Source organism: Mycobacterium toneyamaense (assembly GCF_055384815.1).
Genome location: NZ_AP040333.1, coordinates 318,567 through 341,015, shown reverse-complemented (window position 1 = coordinate 341,015; position 22,449 = coordinate 318,567). Strand labels below are relative to the sequence as shown.

The 22,449-nt window shown below is 66.2% G+C and carries 22 protein-coding genes and 1 pseudogene; 14 read left to right on the top strand and 9 right to left on the bottom strand.

The features are described 5' to 3' along the window. Position 1: 1 nt before the first annotated feature. Complete coding sequence (locus tag ACZ5IQ_RS01510; protein ID WP_371824506.1) at positions 2–298, top strand: hypothetical protein; 297 nt, start codon at positions 2–4, stop codon at positions 296–298. Here the strand turns inward: ACZ5IQ_RS01510 and fadD2 are convergent. Beyond that, on the bottom strand, positions 295–2,007 hold the full coding sequence (gene fadD2 / locus ACZ5IQ_RS01505) for a long-chain-fatty-acid--CoA ligase FadD2 (RefSeq protein WP_464480694.1): 1,713 nt from the start codon (positions 2,005–2,007) through the stop codon (positions 295–297). The genes ACZ5IQ_RS01510 and fadD2 overlap by 4 nt on opposite strands. A gap of 77 nt (positions 2,008–2,084) precedes the next feature. Between fadD2 and ligD the strand changes: the two genes are divergently transcribed. Together ligD and ACZ5IQ_RS01495 are read left to right on the top strand one after the other, a co-directional pair. Next, on the top strand, positions 2,085–3,323 hold the full coding sequence (gene ligD / locus ACZ5IQ_RS01500; RefSeq protein ID WP_212808019.1) for a non-homologous end-joining DNA ligase: 1,239 nt from the start codon (positions 2,085–2,087) through the stop codon (positions 3,321–3,323). 165 nt (positions 3,324–3,488) lie between these two features. Continuing rightward, positions 3,489–3,959 (top strand): STAS domain-containing protein, encoded by a 471-nt coding sequence (locus ACZ5IQ_RS01495; protein ID WP_073694664.1) that lies wholly within the window; start codon positions 3,489–3,491, stop codon positions 3,957–3,959. A 186-nt stretch (positions 3,960–4,145) separates the two neighbouring features. Here the strand turns inward: ACZ5IQ_RS01495 and ACZ5IQ_RS01490 are convergent, their stop codons facing one another. Further along, positions 4,146–4,607, bottom strand: coding sequence for a PPOX class F420-dependent oxidoreductase (locus ACZ5IQ_RS01490; RefSeq protein WP_212808018.1), 462 nt, complete (start codon positions 4,605–4,607; stop codon positions 4,146–4,148). A 55-nt stretch (positions 4,608–4,662) separates the two neighbouring features. Here ACZ5IQ_RS01490 and ACZ5IQ_RS01485 point away from each other — a divergent pair, with 55 nt between their 5' ends. Further along, complete coding sequence (locus ACZ5IQ_RS01485; RefSeq protein WP_133425877.1) at positions 4,663–5,064, top strand: MerR family transcriptional regulator; 402 nt, start codon at positions 4,663–4,665, stop codon at positions 5,062–5,064. Positions 5,065–5,073: 9 nt separating this feature from the next. On the opposite strand, the gene ACZ5IQ_RS01480 is transcribed toward ACZ5IQ_RS01485, so the two are convergent. Continuing rightward, complete coding sequence (locus ACZ5IQ_RS01480) at positions 5,074–5,640, bottom strand: hypothetical protein (protein ID WP_244872705.1); 567 nt, start codon at positions 5,638–5,640, stop codon at positions 5,074–5,076. Between the two features lie 263 nt (positions 5,641–5,903). Between ACZ5IQ_RS01480 and ACZ5IQ_RS01475 the strand changes: the two genes are divergently transcribed. Beyond that, complete coding sequence (locus ACZ5IQ_RS01475; RefSeq protein ID WP_406804005.1) at positions 5,904–7,172, top strand: hypothetical protein; 1,269 nt, start codon at positions 5,904–5,906, stop codon at positions 7,170–7,172. Positions 7,173–7,250: 78 nt separating this feature from the next. On the opposite strand, the gene ACZ5IQ_RS01470 is transcribed toward ACZ5IQ_RS01475, so the two are convergent. Continuing rightward, positions 7,251–8,108 carry a DUF732 domain-containing protein gene (locus ACZ5IQ_RS01470; RefSeq protein WP_212808015.1) on the bottom strand — a complete coding sequence of 286 codons (858 nt, stop codon included), beginning with the start codon at positions 8,106–8,108 and terminating at the stop codon, positions 7,251–7,253. 427 nt (positions 8,109–8,535) lie between these two features. Between ACZ5IQ_RS01470 and ACZ5IQ_RS01465 the strand changes: the two genes are divergently transcribed. Both ACZ5IQ_RS01465 and ACZ5IQ_RS01460 read left to right on the top strand, forming a co-directional pair. Beyond that, positions 8,536–9,708: a hypothetical protein gene (locus ACZ5IQ_RS01465; protein ID WP_212808014.1), complete on the top strand. Its 1,173-nt coding sequence runs from the start codon at positions 8,536–8,538 to the stop codon at positions 9,706–9,708. 141 nt (positions 9,709–9,849) lie between these two features. Continuing rightward, positions 9,850–10,269: a nitroreductase family deazaflavin-dependent oxidoreductase gene (locus ACZ5IQ_RS01460; protein WP_133425869.1), complete on the top strand. Its 420-nt coding sequence runs from the start codon at positions 9,850–9,852 to the stop codon at positions 10,267–10,269. Here ACZ5IQ_RS01460 and ACZ5IQ_RS01455 read toward each other — a convergent pair. After that, positions 10,256–10,837 (bottom strand): TetR/AcrR family transcriptional regulator, encoded by a 582-nt coding sequence (locus tag ACZ5IQ_RS01455; protein WP_166427985.1) that lies wholly within the window; start codon positions 10,835–10,837, stop codon positions 10,256–10,258. The two genes, ACZ5IQ_RS01460 and ACZ5IQ_RS01455, sit on opposite strands and share 14 nt — an antisense overlap. 304 nt (positions 10,838–11,141) lie before the next feature. Here ACZ5IQ_RS01455 and ACZ5IQ_RS01450 point away from each other — a divergent pair, with 304 nt between their 5' ends. Then, the gene (locus ACZ5IQ_RS01450) at positions 11,142–11,573 is read left to right on the top strand and encodes an MmpS family transport accessory protein (protein ID WP_133425868.1); all 432 of its coding nucleotides are present in this window, start codon (positions 11,142–11,144) and stop codon (positions 11,571–11,573) included. Next, positions 11,570–14,464, top strand: a complete 2,895-nt coding sequence (locus tag ACZ5IQ_RS01445) for an MMPL/RND family transporter (RefSeq protein WP_133425867.1) — start codon at positions 11,570–11,572, stop codon at positions 14,462–14,464. Before ACZ5IQ_RS01450 ends, ACZ5IQ_RS01445 begins: the two co-directional genes overlap by 4 nt. Before the next feature lie 377 nt (positions 14,465–14,841). On the opposite strand, the gene ACZ5IQ_RS01440 is transcribed toward ACZ5IQ_RS01445, so the two are convergent. Beyond that, positions 14,842–15,063, bottom strand: a complete 222-nt coding sequence (locus ACZ5IQ_RS01440) for a hypothetical protein (RefSeq protein ID WP_346415499.1) — start codon at positions 15,061–15,063, stop codon at positions 14,842–14,844. A gap of 161 nt (positions 15,064–15,224) precedes the next feature. Further along, a pseudogene (locus ACZ5IQ_RS01435) lies at positions 15,225–15,947 on the bottom strand (L,D-transpeptidase); the annotation flags it as partial. 340 nt (positions 15,948–16,287) lie between these two features. On the opposite strand from ACZ5IQ_RS01435, the gene ACZ5IQ_RS01430 reads away from it, so the two are divergent. Continuing rightward, positions 16,288–17,346, top strand: a complete 1,059-nt coding sequence (locus ACZ5IQ_RS01430) for a patatin-like phospholipase family protein (RefSeq protein WP_212808013.1) — start codon at positions 16,288–16,290, stop codon at positions 17,344–17,346. A gap of 13 nt (positions 17,347–17,359) precedes the next feature. Here the strand turns inward: ACZ5IQ_RS01430 and ACZ5IQ_RS01425 are convergent, their stop codons facing one another. Together ACZ5IQ_RS01425 and ACZ5IQ_RS01420 are read right to left on the bottom strand one after the other, a co-directional pair. Further along, complete coding sequence (locus ACZ5IQ_RS01425) at positions 17,360–17,776, bottom strand: DUF732 domain-containing protein (RefSeq protein WP_212808012.1); 417 nt, start codon at positions 17,774–17,776, stop codon at positions 17,360–17,362. A gap of 163 nt (positions 17,777–17,939) precedes the next feature. Continuing rightward, positions 17,940–18,611 carry a hypothetical protein gene (locus ACZ5IQ_RS01420; protein ID WP_133425863.1) on the bottom strand — a complete coding sequence of 224 codons (672 nt, stop codon included), beginning with the start codon at positions 18,609–18,611 and terminating at the stop codon, positions 17,940–17,942. A 477-nt stretch (positions 18,612–19,088) separates the two neighbouring features. Between ACZ5IQ_RS01420 and ACZ5IQ_RS01415 the strand changes: the two genes are divergently transcribed. The 4 genes from ACZ5IQ_RS01415 to ACZ5IQ_RS01400 all read left to right on the top strand — a co-directional run bounded on the left by ACZ5IQ_RS01415 (position 19,089) and on the right by ACZ5IQ_RS01400 (position 22,443). Continuing rightward, positions 19,089–20,078, top strand: a complete 990-nt coding sequence (locus tag ACZ5IQ_RS01415) for an ABC transporter substrate-binding protein (RefSeq protein WP_212808011.1) — start codon at positions 19,089–19,091, stop codon at positions 20,076–20,078. 28 nt (positions 20,079–20,106) lie between these two features. Continuing rightward, a complete protein-coding gene (locus ACZ5IQ_RS01410) occupies positions 20,107–20,802 on the top strand; it encodes a queuosine precursor transporter (protein ID WP_133425861.1) in 696 nt (231 codons plus the stop codon). A gap of 74 nt (positions 20,803–20,876) precedes the next feature. Beyond that, entirely contained in the window at positions 20,877–21,539 is a 663-nt protein-coding gene (locus tag ACZ5IQ_RS01405) for a 5-oxoprolinase subunit B family protein (RefSeq protein WP_212808010.1), read from the top strand. A gap of 10 nt (positions 21,540–21,549) precedes the next feature. Then, positions 21,550–22,443 carry a 5-oxoprolinase/urea amidolyase family protein gene (locus tag ACZ5IQ_RS01400; RefSeq protein ID WP_133425859.1) on the top strand — a complete coding sequence of 298 codons (894 nt, stop codon included), beginning with the start codon at positions 21,550–21,552 and terminating at the stop codon, positions 22,441–22,443. Positions 22,444–22,449 lie beyond the last annotated feature (6 nt).

Genomic DNA, 22,449 nt, shown 5'->3' with positions numbered 1-22,449 from the left:
CATGACCACAACAGAGCCGGCCACACGCGCGTCGCGCATACTGCGGCCGGTCTTCATAGCAGCCGTTGCGATCGCGTTCACGATCCTGCCGACGGCGCTGCGCAGCCCGACCGTCACGCTGCAGGCGACCGGCGAGCCGTGCGTCAACGGCATCGTCCCGTGGAACCCCTACGTCGTGAACTGCAACCTGCCCGATCGCAATACGCCCAGGGTGCGCGGCGCCGCTCCCGACGCGGGCGCCATCATCGCGTGCCGCGGCAGGCCGGCCTGCCTGTCCTGGTACGTCAACGGGTACTAGAGGTCCATCTCCCGTAGCGCGCGCTTGAGGATCTTGCCCGTGGGGTTACGCGGCAGCTCGTCGAGGAAGACGACCTCACGCGGAACCTTGTAGCGCGCCAGGTGATCTCGGACGTAGGACTTGATGTCGTCCTCGCTGACCGTCGCCCCCTCGGTCTTGACGACGAAGGCCCGCAGCCGCGCGCCGAAGTCCTTGTCGTCGACGCCGATCGCGGTCGCCTCCACCACCTCGGGATGCCCGCTGATCAGGTCCTCGACCTCGGCAGGGAAGACGTTCTCGCCGCCCGACACGATCATCTCGTCGTCACGGCCACTGACATACAGCAATCCCCGCTCGTCGAAATAGCCGACGTCGCCCGACGACAGCATCCCGTCGATGATCTCCTTGCCACCGCCGCCGGTGTACCCCTCGAACGGGAATGTGGTGCCGACGAAGATGCGCCCGACGCTGCCCTGCGGCAGTTCCTTGCCGTTGTCGTCGAAAATCTTCACGCGGACGCCCTTGACCACCGGGCCGACCGTCGCCGGGTTGATCGACAGGTCCTGCGGCCGCGCGATGGTGGCGAACGAGATCTCGGTCGACCCGTACAGGTTGTAGATCACCGGGCCCAGATCCTTGAGCGCCCGCGTCGCCAGTTCGGATCCCAACTGTGAACCCGACACGAAGACGATGCGCAGGCTCGACAGGTTCGGCTTCGGTGACGTCTTGTCCAGCTCGTCCAGAATGCGCGACAACATCACCGGCACCACCACCATGGCGGTGACCCGGTGCCGCTCGATGTCGGCGAGCACGGTGGCCGGCTTGAACCGGCGCCGCAGCACCAGCGTGCTGCCGAGCAGCATGGCGATGGTCGAGTGCAGGTACCCGAGCGCGTGGAACATCGGCGCGGGCAGGCTGGTCACCTCACCGGATTTGAACGGCACTGACGACAGCACGCCACCCACCGGGGCGAGCGACGGCGGGGCACTTCGGTTGGCGCCCTTGGGAGTTCCCGTGGTGCCGCTGGTCAAGATGATGATGGACGCCGATTTGGCCGCCTTCGGCGGCGCCAGGCTGCTGGTCCGGGCGATGACCTCGGCCAGGGATTCGTCGATGCTGCCCGACGGTTCCGGCTTGTCCGGGTTGTGCCCCAGTGCCCGCAGCTTGCCCAGGGGCGGCTCGGACAGCGCGACGGCGCCGGCGTATTCGTCGTCGTAGATGATGAGCTGCGCGCCCTCGCGCTCAGAGACCTCTTTGATCTGTGGACCCGAGAATTCGGTGTTCATCAGGATGATGCGCGCGCCCACCCGCGCCGCGCCGTATACCGAGATCAGGAACCACCGGTGGTTGCGGGCCAGGATCGCCACGCCTTCCCCGGCCTGAACCCCCTTGGCCCGCAACGCGTTGGCCGTGGCGTTCACGGCGTCGTCGAACTCCTGGAAGGTGATGTCGCCGTCGTCGTCGATGACGGCGGTGCGGTGCGGGGTACGACGCGCGTTGAGCGCCGGGACCATGCCGATCTCACCCCAGCGGGCGATGTCGGCCAGCATCGCCGCGATGTGCTGTGGCGACTCGAGTTTGAGCGCGCCCGCCTCGAACATCTTCTTGGCGTAGTGCAATTCGGCGGCGCCGCGGTCAGCCAATTTGGTGACCGATTTGCCGCCCAATTTTTCCAAAGTTTCCTGAACCTTGTTTGCCACCTGTGACGGGAGGTCGGTCAGCTTCGCCATGAGCCAACCATAGGTGACACCGCGGGTAACGCGGCCAGAACTCCAGCCCCAATTCTCGGGCCAATTACGATGACTTCATGGGTGACTCGCGGTCCCTCGAGGTGGGTGGGCGCGAGGTTGTCGTGAGCAACCCCGGCAAGGTGATCTTTCCCGAACCGGGCGTGACCAAGCTCGACCTGGTCAACTACTACCTCGCCGTCGCCGACGGCGCGCTGCGCGGCGTGGCCCGGCGGCCCATGATCCTGAAGCGGTTCGTGAAAGGCATTGCCCAGGAAGCGATCTTTCAGAAGCGGGCACCGGAGAAGCGGCCGGACTGGATCGACGTCGCCGAGCTGAAATACGCGTCGGGCACCTCCGCGAAGGAAGCCGTCATCGACGAGGCCGCCGGGCTGGTGTGGGCCGTCGGCCTGGGCTGCATCGACTTCAATCCCCACCCGGTCCGGGCCGACGACCTGGAACACCCCGACGAGCTGCGCGTCGATCTCGATCCGATGCCGGGTGTCGAGTGGCCGCAGATCCTCGACGTCGCAGCTGTCGTCCGCGACGTGCTCACCGACTACGGGCTGACGGCCTGGCCCAAGACGTCCGGCTCGCGGGGCTTCCACATCTACGCCCGGATCGAGCGGAACTGGCCGTACAAGCAGGTGCGGTTGGCGGCCCAGACCGTGGCCCGTGAGGTGGAGCGACGGGTGCCCGACCTGGCGACCAGTCGCTGGTGGAAAGAGGAACGCCAGGGCGTGTTCGTCGACTTCAACCAGAACGCCAAGGACCGGACGGTGGCGTCGGCCTACTCGGTGCGGTCGCGGCCCGACGCCCGCGTCTCGACACCGCTGTTCTGGGACGAGGTTCCGGGCTGCCGTCCCGAGGAGTTCACCGTGGCGACGGTGCCCGGCCGGTACGCGCAATTCGGTGACCCCTGGGCCGGGATGGACGACGCTGCCGGCGGCCTGGAGGGGTTGCTGGCGCTGGCCGAAGAACTGGGTCCGATGCCCAAAACCGAGAAATCCGGGGGTGGCGCGTCGGCCGACGGACGCCGGGCGTCGCAGATGCCGCTCATCGAGGTGGCCCGGACAAAGACGCGCGACGAGGCGATGGCCGCGCTCGACGAATGGCGGGCGAAGCATCCGGAAGCGGCATCTGCGCTGGAAGCCATAGATGTTCTGGTCGACGGCATGCGCGGCCCCAGCTCGATCTGGTACCGCATCAGGATCAATTTGCAGCACGTGCCGGAGGAATTGCGGCCGCCGCAGGAGCCTCTCATCGCCGACTATTCGCCGTGGGTCGGGTACCACGGCCATCAGATGCGCCGTCCGTGACCGTTACCCCGCTGAGATCATGTTTGCTAGCTGGAGCAATCACACTTCTTAGCGATGATTTAGGACTTACTCCCCGGTACCTTAACTTGGCCACATAACTTCGATCTCGAGCCGGAGAAACGACACAGCTGTCGGGCGTCCGGCAACATCGAAGGGAGGCATCACATGGCTGTAGTGACAGGCAAGGCCACCGGCGACGCAACAACGTCTGCCGCTTTCCGCTATGGCAATCCGGCGGTCGCCTGCGGCGACGCCGAGGTGCGCGCCCAGTGCCGTCAACTGGCGACGGTGCTCACCGTCACCGGAGTCATCGACGAAACCGATGTGGACCTGGTTGCAGCGCAGGCACGGCGCTGCGTACTCCCAGAGAAGCCGTTCATCCTGGACCTGAGCGGGGTCACCTCGTTCGCAGTGTCCTGCGTCGAACTGCTCGACAAGGTCAACGACAGCTGCATCGCAGCAGGCAACGAGTGGTCTCTCATCGCATCCCAGCCGGTTTCGACCGCACTGCTGGCCTGCGGCGCAGAGTCCGCCTTCCCGACCGCAACCTCCGTCTCGGAAGCGCTGCACCACTTCTCGGACAGCATGTACGAGCGTCGCCGGTTGCTGCCGTTCCTCACCAAGAAGTCCGCGTAAGACAGGAACTGAACATGTTGATCGATCTCCGCTGGCTGAGTGCCCTGCTCCACCACCGTCGTAAGACGCAGATGGCGACGCCGGCCTTCTGACCGCTTCGACCTCCAACACGGTGCCGACACCAATCTGGTGTCGGCACCGTGCTTTTTGTCAGTCTTGATTCCTGTCTGGGCACAGGATCGAACGTCAGGCGCTGAAGTCGATGCGCACGATCGCGCTGTCGTCCCAGACACCGCGGTTCCGCGCCTTCTGCCACTTTTCCCGCCACGGCAGCCCGGCGTGCACCTGGGTCACTCCCGGAATCCTGATCAGCGGCACCAGATTCCACTGCCACCCGTAGCGCCGGTGCAACACCCGGTTGGCCTCGGCCGCGGCCCCATCCTCGAGGATCGTCGCCGTGCCGGTGAATACGGTTGCGCCGCTGCGCTTTCGGCCGCGGTAGTCGCACGCCGTCAGTTCGACTTGCGGATGTGCGCGCAGCCGTGCGGTTTTCGGACCGCGCTTGGTCCGGAACACGATCGAATCCTGCTCGACGGCGAACCAGATCGGCGTATCGACCGGCTCGCCGTCGCGCCGATAGCTCCGGAGCATTGCGTAGCGGGTCCTGCCCAATTCACTGATGTCTGATCGCTGTGTGTTGGTAGCCATACGGACAGTCAACGACTTAGAGTTGGCTTCAAGTCAAGGCCGAACCAGGAGTGTCATGGCCACGTTCACCATCGGCGAAGTGTCGGCGCGCACCGACGTCGCCGCGACGACGCTGCGCTACTACGAACAGATCGGCCTCATCCCGGCGCCGGCACGCGCCGGGGGGCAGCGCCGCTACGACGACACCGTCATCGATCGCCTCAACGTCATCCGGGTGTGCAAGACGGCGGGGTTCTCTCTCGATGAGATCCAGCTGCTGTTCGCCGACGACGCGCCCGGGCGCCCGGCCAGCCGCGCGCTCGCGGAGACCAAGCTTGCCGAGATCGACGCCAAGATCGCCGAACTGCACCTCGCGCGCGCGGTCGTCGAATGGGGCATGCAGTGCACCTGTCCATCGATCAGCGCGTGCAGCTGCGGTATTCACCCCGCCAAGCCCGGGGACACCCGGACGGCCTGAGGCCTGCTGTCAGTGCCCGCCCGCGCGGGAACCGCCGACCTCCGCCGGCAACGGCGGCGGCAACGGCGTGGTCGGTACGGGCGCGGGAGCTCCGGTGACCGGTGTGGGCGGCGCACCCACCGGTGGCGCAGCCGGCGCAGGCGTGGCGGCCGCGGCTCCGGGCAGGGGCCCGCCGCTGCGGAAAAAGGTCATGGGCTCGGACCGGATGGACTGCGAACCCGCGCTGATATCAAGTGATTTCGCGCTGACGGTATAGGTGATGCCATCGCTCGTCGCGGTGTAGCCGCCGCGGCCGTCCGCGCTCGCGGCGACGATCAGCTTCGCGCCGTCGCTGATCCGGACGCCGCGATATTGGTACTCTCCGCCGGCGCTCCTGCAGACGGCGACCCGTGACGATGCGGTACTGCCGAACGCGACCGCGGTATCGCCCGTCGGGCAGCGCGCCGTCGAGTCGAGGAACCCCTGGGCGTCCGTCGCGGGCTCGGCCACCACCAACGGGCTTCCGGCCAGCGCCAACACCGCACCCGTCAGCGTCGCGGCAGCCAGCCCCCCGGCACGGAATCTGAAGTCGGACATCGTCACCACCACATCACACCGTGACCGGTTCGGCGAGCGCCCACACCGCACCGCCGGCAAATGATGTGGCCGTCACAGCGGCCGGGCCTGGATGAATTCTTGGAAAACTTCAGCTTGATTTATTTACCCGGGCAGGGAAATAGTGCACGTATTGCCTGGTCAGGCGGCCGATGGGGGTTTTTGCTCGGCTAGAGGCACCTCCGTCTTTCCGCTACTTTCAGACCGCCTAATTCCGCTCTGCCTCACTGAATCCGGGGTCCATCATGCAAATCGCTGTTCGGCACAACGCACTGCCTTCGTCTCTCGTTGCCGGAATGTGCTCGGTGTGCGTCGTCGCCTCGGTAGGAGCCGCGGCACCGTTGCCCGCGCCGCACTCCCTGCAGGCGGCACATTCCGCTGTGGCCACCGTGTCCCACGTGTCCACCTACGCGGAGAAGTACTACCTGACCGCCTTCCCGGCCGATCTGCTCCAGCTGATCTCGCTGCCGTTCACGGCATACCAGACGTTCCTGAACAACCTCATCGCCGGCCCGAATGAGTTCATCAAGGCCATCAACACGCTCAACGCCGCGATCTACAACCAGACCGTCGGGCCGTTCGTCGCGCAGTTGATCCAGGGCCCGAACGCGATCATCACCGGCCTGAACACCATCAACAAGGCGATCTACAACCAGACGCTCCTGCCGATCGTCAACACCCTGATCGCGGCGCCGAACGCCATCATCAAGGGCATCAACGCGATCAACGCCACCTTCTTCAACGGCACGACCGCGAAGATCCCGGTGCTCATCACCACCGCGATCAACACCGCGATCGCCGCGTTGCAGAACCTCAGCACGCTGCCGGCCACCATCATCAAGGGGATCAGCGCCTTGCCGGGTGCCCTCATCGCCGGACTGCAGGCGCTGCCGGGCGCCATCCTGTCCGGATTCCCGTTGGCCGCAACGCCGTTGGCCGCCACCACGTCGCTGAAGACGCTGGCCTCGACCACGACGCTGCCGACCACCCAGACGCTGTCGCTGACGGCCAAGCCCGCCGCCGCCGAGGCGGAGACGCCGAAGGCCACCGGTGCGACGTCGCCCGAATCCGGCACACCGGGCACGACGCCCACGGGCACCGACACCGGTAAGACGACGGAAACCGCCGGCGCCCCCACGGACAGCCAGACGGACGCCAAGGACACCAGCAAGACCGCCGGCAAGACCGACGAGAAGGCCGAGACCAAGGGCGCCGACACCAAGTCGACCGACACCAAGGGCACCGAGACCAAGACCACCGATGCCAAGGACTCGGGCGCCAAGGACACCGAGACCAAGGGCGCCGACAAGTCGACCGACGACAAGTCCGCGAAGGCCACCTCGGGCAAGTCCAAGAAGACCGACAAGTCCGCGAAGGGCGGCAAGCACAGCGCTCCCGAGGGCGCGAGCGGTTCGGTCTCCGTTCCCGCGGGTTCGACCGGCGGCAAGCACCGCGCCCCCGAGGGCGGCAGCGCGTCGCACGCGTCGAGCAGCAGCAGCAGCCACGACAGCTGACAACTAGCGCAACAACATTGAGGGCTGTGGCTTTTCGAAGCCACAGCCCTCAATGCGTTCCCGTAGGCGGGATCAGAATCAGTAGCCGGGTATCGCCGGAACGACCGGCGAGGACGCCAGCTGCAGCGGCGCCTGCGTCGCGGGAGCCAGCAGACCCGGTGTGGGCACCGTTACCGCCGGGGCGGTGAGGCCCGGCGCCGAAGCCACCGGGGCGGTCGCCGCACCGAGCGCACCGGAGACCGGAGCCGTCGCGGCCCCCAGCGTGCCCGGCAGGGGTGCCGTAACAGCGCCCAGCGTGCCCGGCAGTGGTGCCGTCGCGGCCCCCAAGGTGCCCGGCAGCGGGGCCGTCGCCGCGCCCACGACGCTCGACACCGGGGTCGTCGCCGCGCCCAGCGTGCCCGGAACCGCAGCCGTCGCGCCCGACAGGTTCGGCAGGCCGACCGACGGCACAGAGGGCAGCCCCGGCGGCGTCACCGGCAGGCCGCCGTTCATCAGGGCCGGGATGTTGCCGTTGGCGAGCGCCGTCATGAATGCGGGGCACTGAGTCTGGATCGCGACCTGCGTGGCGAACCCGGCCAGCGGCGGGGCGATGCCGCCGTTGCCGCTCATCTGGGTTGCCGTGCTGGCCATCTGACTACCCGGCTGCACCAGCAGCGGGCAGATCGAGGCACCCACCTCGGCGATCGCGTTGCTGACGGGTCCGTTGTTGCCGATGCCGACATCATTGAGCGCGTCATGGACGACGTCGGCCTGCGCGCGCGGTCCCCACATGAGGGCGGCGGCCACGATGGCGCCGGCCACCACGACAGGTCGCAGCACCGCGGCGGACGTCGCGATGACATCCACCGAGCCGACCTGGGTCCTTCCGGTCTTCGGCCGGCCCGGGCGGGCGGCCACCGGTCGTCTGCGGTACGTCACTTCAGTAGTTGCGGTCATCAGCACGCTCCCTGTTCCTGAGTGCTCGGCGCCACACTGGGCACTGGTTTCACTTCGGTAACGGTGGGCTACAAAAGTCACAAAAACAACACGGACCGATAACCGTTCGAACCCTATGCGTTTCGCTACCTTGATCTCTGAGACCGGGCTGAAATTCTGTCTCCTTTTCTTACGGGAGCTTCAACTCAATAACACCAGTAGTCACATTCGCCCCATTTGCACCTTTTGACACAAATTGAATGTGGCGTCAATACCTGGCCGAAGATCGGCCGTTTCGAGCCCTGTCATCACCAACTCGACCCGCCGTCGGACGTCGAGAAAACCCCGCATCAATTGACGCCGGAGTAGGCCTTACTTTGTTCATAGGTAATGGTCAGACGCGTGTGACATACTGCACTTTGGTCAGAAAAGGGGAGGTGATCTCCGCGTGATGCCCCACGCGCGGCTGCTCGCCGCCTCCAGCCTCGTAACAGCGGGTTTGCTGGCGCTGGGCCCCGCAGCCGTCGTGGCATTGGCCGACACCGACAGCGGCAGCTCCAGCACAGGGACCTCGGGCGGCTCGACCACCGGCGGCACCACGGGCACCACAGGCACCACGACGGGCACGACCACCGGCGGCACCACCACCGGCTCGGACACCTCGTCGACGACCGGTGGCAGCACCACTACCGGCTCCACGACCACGGGATCGTCGACCACCACCGGCTCCACGACCGGCGGCAGCTCGTCACCGAACCTGCAAACCACCTTGGGCGGCATGGTCGGCCAGTTCACCCGCATCATCCAGCACCCGACCAGCGTCATCGGCGGTGCACCGCTGACGGGCCTCGTGCCGGGCGTCAAGCCCAAGCCCGGTCAGAACGCTCCGCTGCTCACCCCCGGCGGCTCGTCGACGTTCTCCGCGCCGGCGCCGGCAAACACCGGGGCACCGCAGCCGTCGGCGGCTCTGACTCCGGAACCGACGAAGAACAGCCAGGACACCGGCCCCGCGACCGAGTCCAAGCCCCCGCTGGCGCAGCTGCCGCTGGCCGCGGCCCAGGTTCCGTTGACCGCACTCGACCTCGTCAAGACCACCATCCCGACGGTCGTCGACGCGGTCCCGATTCCGGGTCTCGCGGCACTACCCGTCTTCGCCGACGCCCTGATCAACCCCATCGAGACCACCGTCCGCGAGTTGGCGACGGCCGCGTCCAACCTGCCGTTCCTGCAATACACGCCGGGCATGCCCGCCATCCAGTTGCCACCGGACAGCCGGTCCTTCCCGCAGAGCTCGTCCCAGCTGCCGAAAACCTTTGCCGCAAGCACTGATTCGTTGCCACGCGACATCTCGCCGGGCGCTCCGGGCACCACCGACAAGCCGGTCCCGCCGGTCCAGCCCCGGAGCGTCTTCGCCGCCGAGTCGCACCTCGTCGCGTCGAAGGACTTCCGGCCGGGTTATCCGGACTACCTGCGGGCCGCCGGCCTCAGTGAGGTGGCGGCGGTCGCCGTCCCGGGGTTCGCCGGCATCATCACGCTCACCGCCGCCGGAGGGTTGGTCGGCTACCGGCAGGCGCGCGCCACCTCGTCGGCACCCGCTCGCGCCCAGCGATTCGTCAACTAGGTCCTGGCCCAGGTCTCCGGACGCGGCGACTTTCGCGGGCGCCCACGGGATTTCCGCCGAGGACTCCCCCGATGCCCGCCGACCGGGAAGAATCGGTCGTGACCGGAATAACCCGGCTTCCTCAATCCGTTGGGAATCGACGTGACCGAACATGAACTGAGCCCCACCGACTGGGTGCGCAAGCAGACCGAACAGATTCTCGCGCAGGGCACCACCGATGGTGTGCAGATCCTCGATCGGCCGGTGGTCCTGTTCACCACCACCGGAGCCAAGTCCGGCAAGAAGCGTCTCGTGCCGTTGATGCGCGTCGAGCACAACGGCCGCTACGCCCTCGTGGCATCCAAGGGCGGCGCCCCCGAGCACCCGTCGTGGTACCACAACGTCAAGGCCCACCCGCAGATCACCGCGCAGGACGGCGACAAGGTCTACGAGCTGACGACACGTGAGCTCGAGGGTGAGGAACGGCAGGAATGGTGGGACCGGGCCGTCGAGGCCTACCCGCCCTACGCCGAGTACCAGACCAAGACCGACCGGCTGATCCCGGTCTTCATCGCCGAATAGCGTCCCGCTCCTCCACCGCAAGCAGCCGCCGCGCGGACTGCAACAAGATGCGGTGGAGTTCGTCGTCGGGGATGTCCTGCAAGTCGGGATCCATCGCACTGCCGTAGACGCCCGAGGTGACCAGCGACATGGTCACCCGGGTCTCGGTATCCGCGCTGTCCATGCCCAGCACCTTGCGCAGGCGCTGGTTGATGGCGCTGCACTCCTCGTGGGTTTTGACCAGGGTGTCGATGGCCGGGTCGCGATAGAAGACGGCCGTCACGCGCCGGTGCCGGACCGCGAGCTCGACGAAACCCGTGATCGCGGCTTCCTGCCGTGCCGCCGCGCTCTCCGCGGCCTCGATCGCCGTGGCCAGTTGATCGAGTTCGGCGAATACCGGCCGGATCACGGCAAGCACGATGTCGTCCTTCGAGTGGAACTGGTAGTACACGGAAGCCTTGCTGACCCCGAGGTGATCGGCGATCATCTGCAACGATGTGCCGTTCACGCCGTGGTCCGCAAACAACGCCAGGGCGGCTTCGATCACCCGTGCCCGCGCCGATCCGCGTGGCCCCACCGATTTGGCCAATCCTCGCTCCCTGTTCAACGCCGACCCGAACCGGTCGTCGTGTAGCGGCGGTCACCGCTGTTGCGGCGACGTCACCTGCGTCACACGGGAAACCCCGATGTGGGCACCGACCTGCATCAATTGATTCGCTTAACTTGTCTAAGTTTACCGTGGTGGATACGCTGAGTCTGCCGATCGGCAGATTGAAATGTGACACAGCTGGAGGTGCCGCACAAGCGGTGCGCAACGCCCCAGCTCACACGGTCCGCCAAGGCATGTCGAGCAACAAGGACGGGGAGGTCAGCGTGACCAAGGAGATCGCAGCGTGATCGGCAATGCGCTCAAGAAGGCGTGGATCCCGTTGCTCATCCTCGCCGTGGCCCTCGTCGCCGGCTTCACCGTGCAGCGCGTACGCACCTACTTCGGCCAGAACCCCGTCATCGTCACCCCACGCAACTTCGCCGACGATGCCAAACCGTTCAAACCCAAGGTCGTCACCTACGAGATCACCGGCACCGGCAGCTACGCCGACATCAACTACCTCGACCTGGACGCCAAGCCCCAGCGCATCGACCACGCGCCCCTGCCCTGGAAGCTCACCCTGTCCACCACCGCACCGGCAGCGTCGCCGAACATCGTCGCCCAGGGCGACGGTGACTCCATCACCTGCACCGTCCACGTCGACGACGAACTCAAAGACACCCGCACCTCCACGGGCGTGCACGCCCAGACCTTCTGCCTGGTGAAATCCGCATGAGCAACCACAGCCTCGATACCCCGACCGACTCGTTTCCCAAGGCCGGGCAGGCACCGCACCGGCCGCTGATCCCGCGGGTCATCCGCACGCTCGCCGTCCCGGTCATCCTGGCCTGGATCGGCATCGTCGTGGTGCTGAGCACGATCGTCCCGCCGCTCGACGAGGTCGGCAAGATGCGCTCGGTCTCCATGTCGCCGCACGACGCGCCGTCGATGATCGCCATGAAGCAGATCGGTTCCGACTTCAAGGAATTCGACTCCGACAGCTCGGCCATGGTGGTGCTCGAGGGCGAGCAGCCGCTGGACGCCGCCGCCCACGCGTACTACGACCAGATCGTCGCCAAGCTCCAGGCCGACACCGCGCACGTCGAGCACGTCCAGGATTTCTGGAGCGACCCGCTGACCGCGTCGGGCTCGCAGAGCGCCGACGGCAAGTCCGCCTACGTGCAGGTCTACCTGCGCGGTAATCAGGGCGAATCGCTCGCCAACGAGTCCGTCGAGACCGTCGACAAGATCCTCAAGAGCGTCCCCGCGCCGCCGGGCGTCAAGAGCTACGTCACCGGTGCGGCCGCCCAGGCGTCCGACATGAACGTCGCCGGTGACCGCAGCCTGAAGATCATGGAGGCCGTCTCGTTCGCGGTCATCATCATCATGCTGCTGCTGGTGTACCGGTCGATCATCACGGTGCTGATCGAGCTGTTCATCGTCATGGTGCTGGTGGGGGCGGCGCGCGGCCTGGTGGCCGTGCTCGGCTACTACAAGATCATCGGCCTCTCGACGTTCGCCACCAACCTGCTGCCGATGCTGGCCATCGCGGCGGCGACCGACTACGCCATCTTCCTGATCGGCCGGTATCAGGAAGCGCGCACCGCGGGCATGTCCAAAGAGGACGCCTACTACGACATGTATCACGGCACCGCGCACGTCATTCTCGGTTCGGGTCTGACGATCGCCGGCGCGACGTACTGCCTGCACTTCACTCGACTGCCGTACTTCCAGACGCTGGGCATCCCCCTGGCCATCGGCATGGTCACCGTGGTGTTCGCCGCGCTGTCACTCGGCCCGGCCCTCATCACCGTGGTCACCAAGTGGGGCAAGACGCTCGAACCCAAGCGCGCGATGCGGGTGCGGGGCTGGCGCAAGATCGGTGCGGCGATCACCCGCTGGCCGGGCCCGATCCTCGTCGCCACCATCGCGGTGGCGCTGGTCGGCCTGGTGGCGATCCCCGGCTACAAGACGAGCTACGACGACCGCCAGTACATGCCCGCGGACCTCACGTCCAACGAGGGTTATGCGGCCGCCACCCGGCACTTCTCCCCGGCCCGCATGAATCCCGACCTACTGCTGGTCCAGACCGACCACGACCTGCGCAACCCGGCGGACTTCCTCGTGATCAACAAGATCGCGAAAGCCATTGTGGCCGTTCCCGGTATCGCTCAGGTGCAGGCCATCACACGGCCCGAGGGCACGCCGATCGAGCACTCGACCATCCCGTTCCAGCTGGGCATGCAGAGCACCACGCAGGTCATGAACCAGAAGTACCAGCAGGACATGATGAACGATATGCAGAAGCAGATCGGTGACATCCAGGTGAGCATCGACACCATGACCAAGATGCAGGGCATCACGGTCCAGATGTCGACCGTCATGGACAGCATGGTCGGCAAGATGCACGGCATGTTGTACGACATCGAAGATCTGCGCAACCACATCTCCGATTTCGACGACTTCTTCCGGCCGATCCGCAACTACCTCTACTGGGAACCGCACTGCTACGACATCCCGGTCTGCTGGTCCATGCGGTCGGTGTTCGACACCCTCGACGGCATCGACACCATGACGGATGACTTCCAGTCCGTCATTCCGGACATGGACAAGATGTCCGCGCTGACGAAGCAGATGGTCACGGTCATGCCTCCGCAGATCGAGACCATGAAGAACATGAAGAAGTACATGCAGATGATGTACGCCACCCAGAAGGGGCAGCTGGATCAGCAGGCCGAGGGCCAGAAGAACTCCAGCGCCATGGGTGAGGCCTTCGACAAGTCGAAGAACGACGACTCGTTCTACCTGCCGCCGGAGGCCTTCGACAGCGCCGACTTCAAGCGCGGCATGAAGAACTTCATCTCGCCGGACGGCAAGTCGGTGCGGTTCATCGTGCAGCACGAGGGCAATCCGCTTACGCCCGAAGGCATCTCGCACATCGATGCCATCAAGCTGGCCGCCAAGGAGGCGATCAAGGGCACTCCCCTGGAGGGCTCGAAGATCTACCTGGCCGGTAGCGCGGCGACCTTCCGTGACATGGCCGAGGGTTCCGACTACGACCTGATGATCGCCGGAATCTCCGCTCTCGCACTGATTTTCGTCATCATGCTGCTCATCACCCGGGCGGTGGTGGCGGCGGCGGTGATCGTGGCGACGGTGGCGATCTCGCTCGGCGCGTCGCTGGGTATGTCGATCCTCATCTGGCAGTACCTCATCGGGCTACCGCTGCACTGGATGGTGATCCCGATGTCGGTGATCATCCTGTTGGCCGTCGGCGCGGACTACAACCTGCTGCTGGTCGCCCGTTTCAAGGAAGAGATTCAGGCCGGCCTCAACACCGGCATCATCCGCGCGATGGGCAGCACCGGCTCGGTGGTCACCAACGCCGGCCTGGTCTTCGCCTTCACCATGTCGTCGATGATCATCAGCGAGCTGCGCATCATCGGCCAGGTGGGCACCACGATCGGCCTGGGCCTGCTGTTCGACACCCTGGTCGTCCGGTCGTTCATGATGCCGTCGATCGCCGCCCTCATGGGCAAGTGGTTCTGGTGGCCGCAGATCGTGCGTCAGCGGCCGAAGCCGGTGCCGTGGCCGACCCCCGCCGAGAAGGTCGACGCGACCGTCTGACCCGTCGTACCGAAAAGCGCCGCGCTGAGATCGCCTCTCAGCGCGGCGTTTTTGTTCTGTAGAGAACTCCCCAATTGCGAGATACGTCGTTTCAGTCACGAGGCACCGACGGCCATCCCGACTGAAGCCAGGGACTTTCTCGGGCCGCCGGCGGTCCCTGGGTTCGATCGCGGCGTCAGATCGCCGTCACGATTGAACACACGCACTCATTCGCGAGGCCGGCCGGTACGAGAGCAGCGCCACGGACCCCTGGCACGCAAAATGCCCGCCTCCGCGCGACGAGGTTGTCGCTCGGAGACGGGCACAAGCGTGAGTAGGGGTTGGAATGGCGGGCCGGCCGGGCCCTGGCAGCACCGCGGCGCTGCCGGGCTACGGAATCAGGCGCCGAAGCCGCGGCCCGTGGACCACGCGAACACCGCGTAGGCCGCCGAACCCGACAGCTGGTGGATTTCGGCTTCCGTGCCACCGAGTTCGCGGATGCGGTCGGCGAAGGTCGACTCGATGATGCCCGAACACGTCGACAGCAGTTCCATCAACGATGCGTCCGCCGCCGGCTGTGCCGACTCGAACTGGTTCGGCAAATGCGCTACTGCTCCCACGACCACTCCTGACCTCAAACTGATATTTCCAGCTATCTAATTTTATCGGCTAAGTACCGGTCGTGACTAGGCCTTTTGCCGTGACACTGACCAGTGTACCTAATGCGTTGTGGCGTGCGTCACATCGACGCGACCGAGATTCAACTTTGATCGCATCGTTATCACCACTGGTCCCACGGCACACTCCAGTCGCCGTTCTGCCACAGCTCCAAAGGCTTGCCGCCGGTGTTCCGCACCTCGACCACGTCGCCGGGTACGGAGAAGTTGTAGAACCACTGCGCGTTGTCGTGGTTCAGGTTCAGACAACCGTGACTGGTGTTGGTGTTGCCCTGGGCCCACACCGTCGCGTCGAGCTGATGCAGGTACACACCATCGGTGCTGACGCGCACGGCGTACGGGATGGTCTCCTTGTACCCGAGGTGGTTGTTGATCGGCAGGCCGTACGTCGACGAATCCATGACCACCGGATTGCTCTTGTCGAGCACGGTGTAAACCCCCGGCTGGGTCCAGAAACTCAGCGTCTTGCCGTTGACGGTTTCGGTGCCGCCGCGCCCCATCGAGGTCGGCATGGTCTTCACCAGTGCGCCGCCGTCGTAGACGGTGACCTTCTTGGTCTTGTCATCGGCGATCGACACGTGGGACGCGCCGATGTTGAACGTCGGGCCCCCGGCCACCGACACCACGGTGCCCGGCGCCCAGTACTGCGGCGGGCGCCAGTGCGCGGTGGTGTTGTTCACCCAGTGCCACGACCCGGTCACCGGCGGGTTCGCGGTCACCACCAGATCCCGCGCGGCGGCGGCCTCATCGACCGGAGCGGCGAAGTGCGCGACGATCACCGTGCCGACGCCGTAGGTGGCGCCGTCCCGAATCGGTGCCCCGGAGGTCATCGCGAACGAGACCGGCGGTGGCCCGGGCGGGGGCGCATCGTCGTCTGCGGATGCCACCGCGGTGGGGACGAGAAGAATCGTGGTCATTGCCAATACAAACGCGCGTGCCGCCAACATGCGGTCACAGTACCGATGCTCCATTCGCCACCCCCTCTCCGGTGAATCCCTCGTTGTGCCAGCAACATTAGGGACGGGTACTGAGGGCGGCTTAGTCTGCGCCTAAGAATCGGCTGAGTGGCCGAGTAACGCCCGCCACACCGCCACGAGCGCCCGCTCCGCCGTCACAATCCGTTGCCGTCCAAGGCGAACCGCGGGCGTTCACCTAGCATCGTCATCGATGGAGCACAGGCCCGACGACTCCCCTGCGGTCCCGGTCAAGACCGCCGATCTGGTGCTGTCGGGTGGCGGCGTCAAGGCAATCGGCTTGGTCGGCGCTGTCGTCGCTCTGGGCGACGCGGGCTACCGCGTCGGCCGGGTGTCCGGGACGTCGGCCGGCTCCCTCGTGGGCGCGGTCATCGCCGCCGCGAACCGTCGTCAGCCGGCCGGGTGCCAACTCACCGGCGCCCAACTCCGGGAACTGGCGATGTCTCTGCCCTATCGCAAATTCCTGGATCCCGTTGGCACCAGCCGAATCCCGGTGCTCGGCAAGTACTGGACGGCGTTCCGTGGCCAGGGGATGTACCGCGGCGACGCCATTCACGACTGGGTCGACGGCGAGCTGCGCAATCTGGGCGTGCGGACCTTCGGCGATCTGGCGCTCGACGACCGCGAGCTGCCGCCGGAGCAGCGCTACCGCCTGGTCGTCACGGTCGCCGACATCACCCGCGGCACGCTGGTCCGGCTACCGTGGGACTACCGCCGGATGTACGGCCTCGACCCCGACGAACAGTCCGTCGCCGACGCTGTCAGCGCGTCCATGGCCATCCCGTTCTTCTTCCGGCCGGTGACGATCACGAGCGCCGCGGGGACGACCTCGACGCTGATCGACGGCGGGCTGCTGTCGAACTTCCCCATGTACTCGCTGGATCGCACCGACGGCAAGGTCCCGCGCTGGCCCAGCTTCGGCATCACTGTGACGGCACAGCGACCGGCCCAGGGTGACGGCGACCCGAGCCCGGGTCTGGCACCGGTGATCGATCTGCCCGGAGCCCCGCATCTCCTGGAGAACCTCATCAACACCGCACTGCTCGGTCACGACCAGACTTATCTCCGGCAGCCATCCGTCGCGGCGCGCACGATAGTGGTCGACGCCGCCGGCATCGGATACCTGAATTTCGACATTTCCCAGGCCGACCGGAAGCGGCTATATGACAACGGCTACTCCGCCGCAAACGAATTCCTGAATACCTGGGACTGGCCCGCTTACCTACATCGATTTCGCGCCGGTTCGGCGTGAATTCACTGCCATCTCAATAGCGAGGGCGCGGCACTCCGTCGGCGCCGATGTTCAAACCGGGGCACAGATGCACCATCGCCATATCCATCACGAAAGTCGCGGAGGCCTTGTTCACCTTCAGGGACTTGGAGATGTCGTTGACGGCGTCGCCGGTCGGCTGACCGGCGTACACGAACATATTGCAGGTCAGGCGCCCAGTCTTGAGCAGATCGGCATCGCTGCTCTGCATGCGGCCGTGCAGCTCGGTGAGATAGGCGAGCTCCGCTGCGTTGGCAGCGGCATTCGTCGGCACGCAGTCGAGCGGGTTGCCCCGTTCGGCGCAGGCCGCCATCTGGCCCGTTCCGACGTCAGCCGATGCGGGGGCAGAAAGGCCTGACGCAGCCACCGCCAGAGCCGCCAACAACTGACCGGTGATCACGCGCGCAGTCATCGCAACGACACCTCCCGCCGCCATATAAGACGCTTCCGTCAATTAATGCCGGGCACCGCCCCCGCAGTGTCCGTAACGGAATAATAAAGATTGTTCGGGCATTGCGATAACCGAACGGGAAATGAAGCTTTAACGACCTATAGCCGTAATACCGGCGAAACGGTCAGACGGCGCTTCCGGCCACTTTTTGTTCGGCGACCTGCGGCACCATTCCGGCGGCGACCAGACCGAGCTCTCCCGACGGGTCCAGCGCATCGGGCCACGGCCCGGCGAGGGCGTCGAACTCCACCTGATGACGGCCCACCGCCCGCTCCACCGCGCGCAGCGACACGCTGCAGTCACGGGCCCTGCGGCCACACGCGCACTGCTGACCGGGATGCTCGGCGCAGCCGGCCACATAACGGTCGACCGCGGCACGAAGCGTCGGATGCACGGGACGGGCCAAAGCGATGCTGCGCACCTGGCCGCGGCGCCCGATCCAGCTGGCCACCACGTCTTCACCCATGTCGTCGAGAGCCTGGACGTACGCCTCCAACTCGGCGCGCGGCGAGGGGTCGCCGGCGGCGGCCGGGCCGACGATCTCGATCACGGCGTGGCCCTGCCAGTCGACCGGCCGGAACCGCAACGTCCGCCGGCCGGAACGCACGATCTGACCGCCCGCGCTCACCATCGCGCCGTCCGGTTGGGCCGTGTCGAACAACCACCGCATTCCGATGAGCAATTCGGGGAGATGCCGGGTGACGACGCGCTCCGGTCGCTTCGAACCGAGCCCCTGACGCACCTCGGCCCGACTATGTCGCCGCGAGCCGCGCAGCCCGCTCGAATCGATCGTCATAGCAGCCTCCCAGCAAATTCCTCTTGTCCGCCGAAGAACGACGTCCGTTCCCATTAGAGCATGGCCACAGGCGGCCCGACGATACGTCAAACGACTGACATTGCGCGGTTCTCGCTAACCCAATGCGCCAAACCACGGGTAACGACTGGACCACCTGCCCCAGGGGAAACGTGTGTTACATATCGGCATTTAACTGCCATTTTTGGGATACCCGCCCGCGAAAGCACCTGGCCACCGAAAGTTTGGCGGGCCACGGCACACGCGCGCCCAGCTAATAGTCCAATAAGGTACATACCTAGGGTATGTTTACCCTTCCCCATCGGCACGCAGCTTCCCCGCCATCGATATTTACGTTGTCGGCAAACCATCCCGGGAATTCGGTCGGTAACGGCATCCTGGCGCGTCACACACCAGCCGCCCCGGGTGCGTTCGCGTGTTAGCAGAGCCATTCCGCGAGGCAGATGCAAGACTCACGACGTGTACCCGAACCGCTCGCGCCGTAATTTCCTGGCACTGGCCGTCGGTGCGGCCGGTGCCGCGATGGTCGCCGCATGCTCCAAGCCGCCGGCCTCGGGCACCGTCGCCGGCGACGGGTCGGTGACGATCAATCACGCGTTCGGATCCACCCGCATTCCGGCGCCGCCGAAGAGTGTCGTGTGCGCGGGCCTCACCGGGCAGGACGACCTGCTGGCCGTCGGCGTCGTCCCGATCGCGGTGACCGAGTGGTTCGGGAATCAGCCATTCGCCGTGTGGCCGTGGGCGCAGCCCGCGCTCGGCCCGGCCCAGCCGGTCGTCCTGAACCTCAACGACGGCATCCAGGTGGACAAGATCTCCGCGCTGAAGCCCGACCTCATCATCGCCACCAACGCGGGACTGGACGCCGACACCTACAAGAAGCTCTCGGCGGTCGCCCCGACGATCGCCCAGTCCGGCCAGGACGCCTTCTTCGAGCCCTGGAAAGAACAGGCCACCGTCATCGGGCAGGCCGTCTTCAAGGCCGACGACATGAAGCGACTCATCGACGGCGTCGATGCGAAGTTCGCCGGCGCAGGGCAGGCCAACCCGCGGCTCGGTGGCCGAAAGATGTTGATCGTCAACGGTCTTCCGACTGCGGACGGCGTCGAGATCACACCGGCGGGCTGGCGCACCGACTTCCTCACCGAGATGGGCATCGCCCTGCCGGGCGGACTCGACTCGTTCACCAAGGGGCAACACGCCTTCGTGCCCCGCGACCAGATCGCCACGGCGTTCCGCGACGCCGACGTGCTGATCTGGACGCTCGACGCCGACGAACAGCGGCCCGCGGTGCTGGCCGACCCGACCATCGCACAACTGAGCCAGGCCAAGTCCAACCGGATCGTCTTCCCCAACAAGGATTTGTCCGCGGCCATCACATTCGCCTCGGTGCTGTCCTACCCCGCCGTGGCCGATCAGCTGCCACCCCTGCTGACCGCCGCGCTGGCCTGAGGTTGCACTCGCAGCTCTGCCTGCCAAGATGTTCGACGTGACCGTCGCCGAGCGCCCCGACCAGCACGCCCGCTTCGCGCAGGTCGGATCGGCCTACTATCCGATCCTGATCGCGGTGTTCACGGCCCTGGTGATCATTTCGAACGTCACCGCCACCAAGGGCGTGGCCTTCGGGCCGATCATCACCGACGGCGGCTTCATCGTCTTTCCGCTCACCTACATCATCGGTGACGTGCTGTCCGAGGTGTACGGCTTCAAGGCCGCGCGGCGGGCGATCTATCTCGGCTTCGCCATGAATATCCTTGCCGCCCTGACCTTCTGGGCGACGATCTACCTGCCGGCCGCGGACTTCTACCCGAACCAGGCGCACTTCGAGAACGTCGTGCACTCCTACACGCAGCTGATCATCGCCGGGCTCGCCGGCTTCATCGTCGGGCAGACGATCAATGCGTGGGTCGTGGTGGCCATCAAGGAACGCACCAAGGAGAAGCACCTGTGGGCTCGCCTGGTCGGCTCGACGTTCGCCGGGCAGCTCGGTGACACGCTGGTGTTCTGCGCCATCGCCGCCAACGCCATCGGCATCAGCACCCTCCACGACTTCGTCGTCTACACCGGCCAGGGCTGGCTGTACAAGACCGCCGTCGAGGTGATCTTCCTGCCGGTGACGTACCGGGTGATCAGCTACATCAAGCGGCACGAACCAACGTACGAATTTGCTGTCTGAGCGGTTGTTAAGGCTCTTCTGGCGAGTGCGTAAGGACGCGTTAATTACCGGCTACTCGCGGGTAGGTTGGAGTGATGACCGTCACAGTGGACAAAGTTGACATGACGATGCTCGGCACCGTCCGCGACTATGGCGACCAGGCGCTGCTCCTGGAATTCAACAGCACCGCCGAGGTCCTGGCGTGGACCGACACGCTGCGCACGGCGGGTTTGCCCGGCGTGCTCGACATCGTGCCGGCGTCGCGGACCATCCTGATCAAGCTCGCCGCACCGCGATATCAGATTCCCACCGCACAGCGGCTGTCCAAGCTCCGCCTCGGCGAAATCGACAACACCGAGGCCAGCGCCCCGCAGCAGGCCGACGTGACCATCGACGTCGTGTACGACGGCACCGATCTCGACGAGGTCGCCAAGCTGACCGGGCTGACCTCCGACGAGGTGATCGCCGCCCATACCGGGTCGCTGTGGCGCGTCGCATTCGGCGGTTTCACGCCGGGCTTCGCCTATCTGGTCGGTGGCGACGAGCGACTCCAGGTGCCGCGCCGCAGCGAGCCGCGCACGCGCGTGCCGGCGGGCTCGGTGGCCCTCGCCGGTGAGTTCGGCGGCGTCTACCCGCGCGAGACCCCGGGCGGCTGGCAGTTGATCGGCCGTACCGACGCCACGTTGTGGGACCTCGAACGGGAGCAGCCGGCGTTGCTGATTCCGGGCATGCACGTGCAGTTCCGGGCAATCGGTTAGGAGCGCGACCATGACCGCAACACTCGAAATCCTCAAGACCGGCCCGCTCGCGCTCGTCGAGGACCTGGGCCGGCCCGGCCTGGCCCACATGGGCGTCAGCCGCTCGGGCGCGGCCGATCGCCGCTCACACACGCTGGCCAACCGGCTGGTGGCCAACCCCAACGACCGCGCCACCATCGAGGTGACGTTCGGTGGCTTTTCTGCCCGGGTCCATGGCGGCGGGAAAGAGGGCGTGGCGGTGGCCGTCACCGGCGCCGACGCCGATCCCTCCGCGAACGGAATCCCGTTCGGCACCAACAGCATCCACTACGCGCACGACGGCGAGGTGATCTCCCTGGGTGCGCCCCACACCGGTCTGCGCAGTTACGTCGCGGTCCGCGGCGGCTTCGTCGTCGACCCGGTGCTCGGCTCCCGCAGCTACGACGTGATGTCCGCGATCGGCCCGCGGCCGCTGCAGGTCGGCGACATGCTGACCATCGGTGCGCACACCGCGGAGTTCCCGGAGCTGGATCAGGCGCCCGTGGCGGCCATCGCCGAGGACCTGCTGGAGCTGCTGGTGGTGCCCGGCCCGCGTGATGACTGGTTCGTCGACCCCGACGCCCTGGTGCACACGGAGTGGATCGTCACCGATCGCAGCGACCGCGTCGGCATGCGGCTGAACGGCCGGCCCCTGCAGCACCGCTGGCCGGACCGCCAGCTGCCCAGCGAGGGCGCGACACGGGGCGCAATTCAGGTGCCGCCCAACGGTTTACCGGTGATCCTCGGCCCCGACCATCCGGTCACCGGCGGGTACCCGGTGATCGGTGTCGTCGCCGACCACGACATCGACAAAGTGGGGCAGATCCGGCCCGGTCAGCACGTGCGCATGCACTGGTCCAGGCCGCGTCATCCGTTTGGCGCCTGAACCCGC

Excerpts from the sequence above, each read along its gene's own strand:
- ACZ5IQ_RS01510 (WP_371824506.1), top strand. The coding sequence starts at position 2 with ATGACCACAACAGAGCCGGCCACACGCGCGTCGCGCATACTGCGGCCG.
- fadD2 (WP_464480694.1), bottom strand. The coding sequence starts at position 2,007 with ATGGCGAAGCTGACCGACCTCCCGTCACAGGTGGCAAACAAGGTTCAG.
- ligD (WP_212808019.1), top strand. The coding sequence starts at position 2,085 with ATGGGTGACTCGCGGTCCCTCGAGGTGGGTGGGCGCGAGGTTGTCGTG.
- ACZ5IQ_RS01495 (WP_073694664.1), top strand. The coding sequence starts at position 3,489 with ATGGCTGTAGTGACAGGCAAGGCCACCGGCGACGCAACAACGTCTGCC.
- ACZ5IQ_RS01490 (WP_212808018.1), bottom strand. The coding sequence starts at position 4,607 with ATGGCTACCAACACACAGCGATCAGACATCAGTGAATTGGGCAGGACC.
- ACZ5IQ_RS01485 (WP_133425877.1), top strand. The coding sequence starts at position 4,663 with ATGGCCACGTTCACCATCGGCGAAGTGTCGGCGCGCACCGACGTCGCC.
- ACZ5IQ_RS01480 (WP_244872705.1), bottom strand. The coding sequence starts at position 5,640 with ATGTCCGACTTCAGATTCCGTGCCGGGGGGCTGGCTGCCGCGACGCTG.
- ACZ5IQ_RS01475 (WP_406804005.1), top strand. The coding sequence starts at position 5,904 with ATGCAAATCGCTGTTCGGCACAACGCACTGCCTTCGTCTCTCGTTGCC.
- ACZ5IQ_RS01470 (WP_212808015.1), bottom strand. The coding sequence starts at position 8,108 with ATGACCGCAACTACTGAAGTGACGTACCGCAGACGACCGGTGGCCGCC.
- ACZ5IQ_RS01445 (WP_133425867.1), top strand. The coding sequence starts at position 11,570 with ATGAGCAACCACAGCCTCGATACCCCGACCGACTCGTTTCCCAAGGCC.
- ACZ5IQ_RS01430 (WP_212808013.1), top strand. The coding sequence starts at position 16,288 with ATGGAGCACAGGCCCGACGACTCCCCTGCGGTCCCGGTCAAGACCGCC.
- ACZ5IQ_RS01425 (WP_212808012.1), bottom strand. The coding sequence starts at position 17,776 with ATGACTGCGCGCGTGATCACCGGTCAGTTGTTGGCGGCTCTGGCGGTG.
- ACZ5IQ_RS01420 (WP_133425863.1), bottom strand. The coding sequence starts at position 18,611 with ATGACGATCGATTCGAGCGGGCTGCGCGGCTCGCGGCGACATAGTCGG.
- ACZ5IQ_RS01410 (WP_133425861.1), top strand. The coding sequence starts at position 20,107 with ATGTTCGACGTGACCGTCGCCGAGCGCCCCGACCAGCACGCCCGCTTC.
- ACZ5IQ_RS01405 (WP_212808010.1), top strand. The coding sequence starts at position 20,877 with ATGACCGTCACAGTGGACAAAGTTGACATGACGATGCTCGGCACCGTC.
- ACZ5IQ_RS01400 (WP_133425859.1), top strand. The coding sequence starts at position 21,550 with ATGACCGCAACACTCGAAATCCTCAAGACCGGCCCGCTCGCGCTCGTC.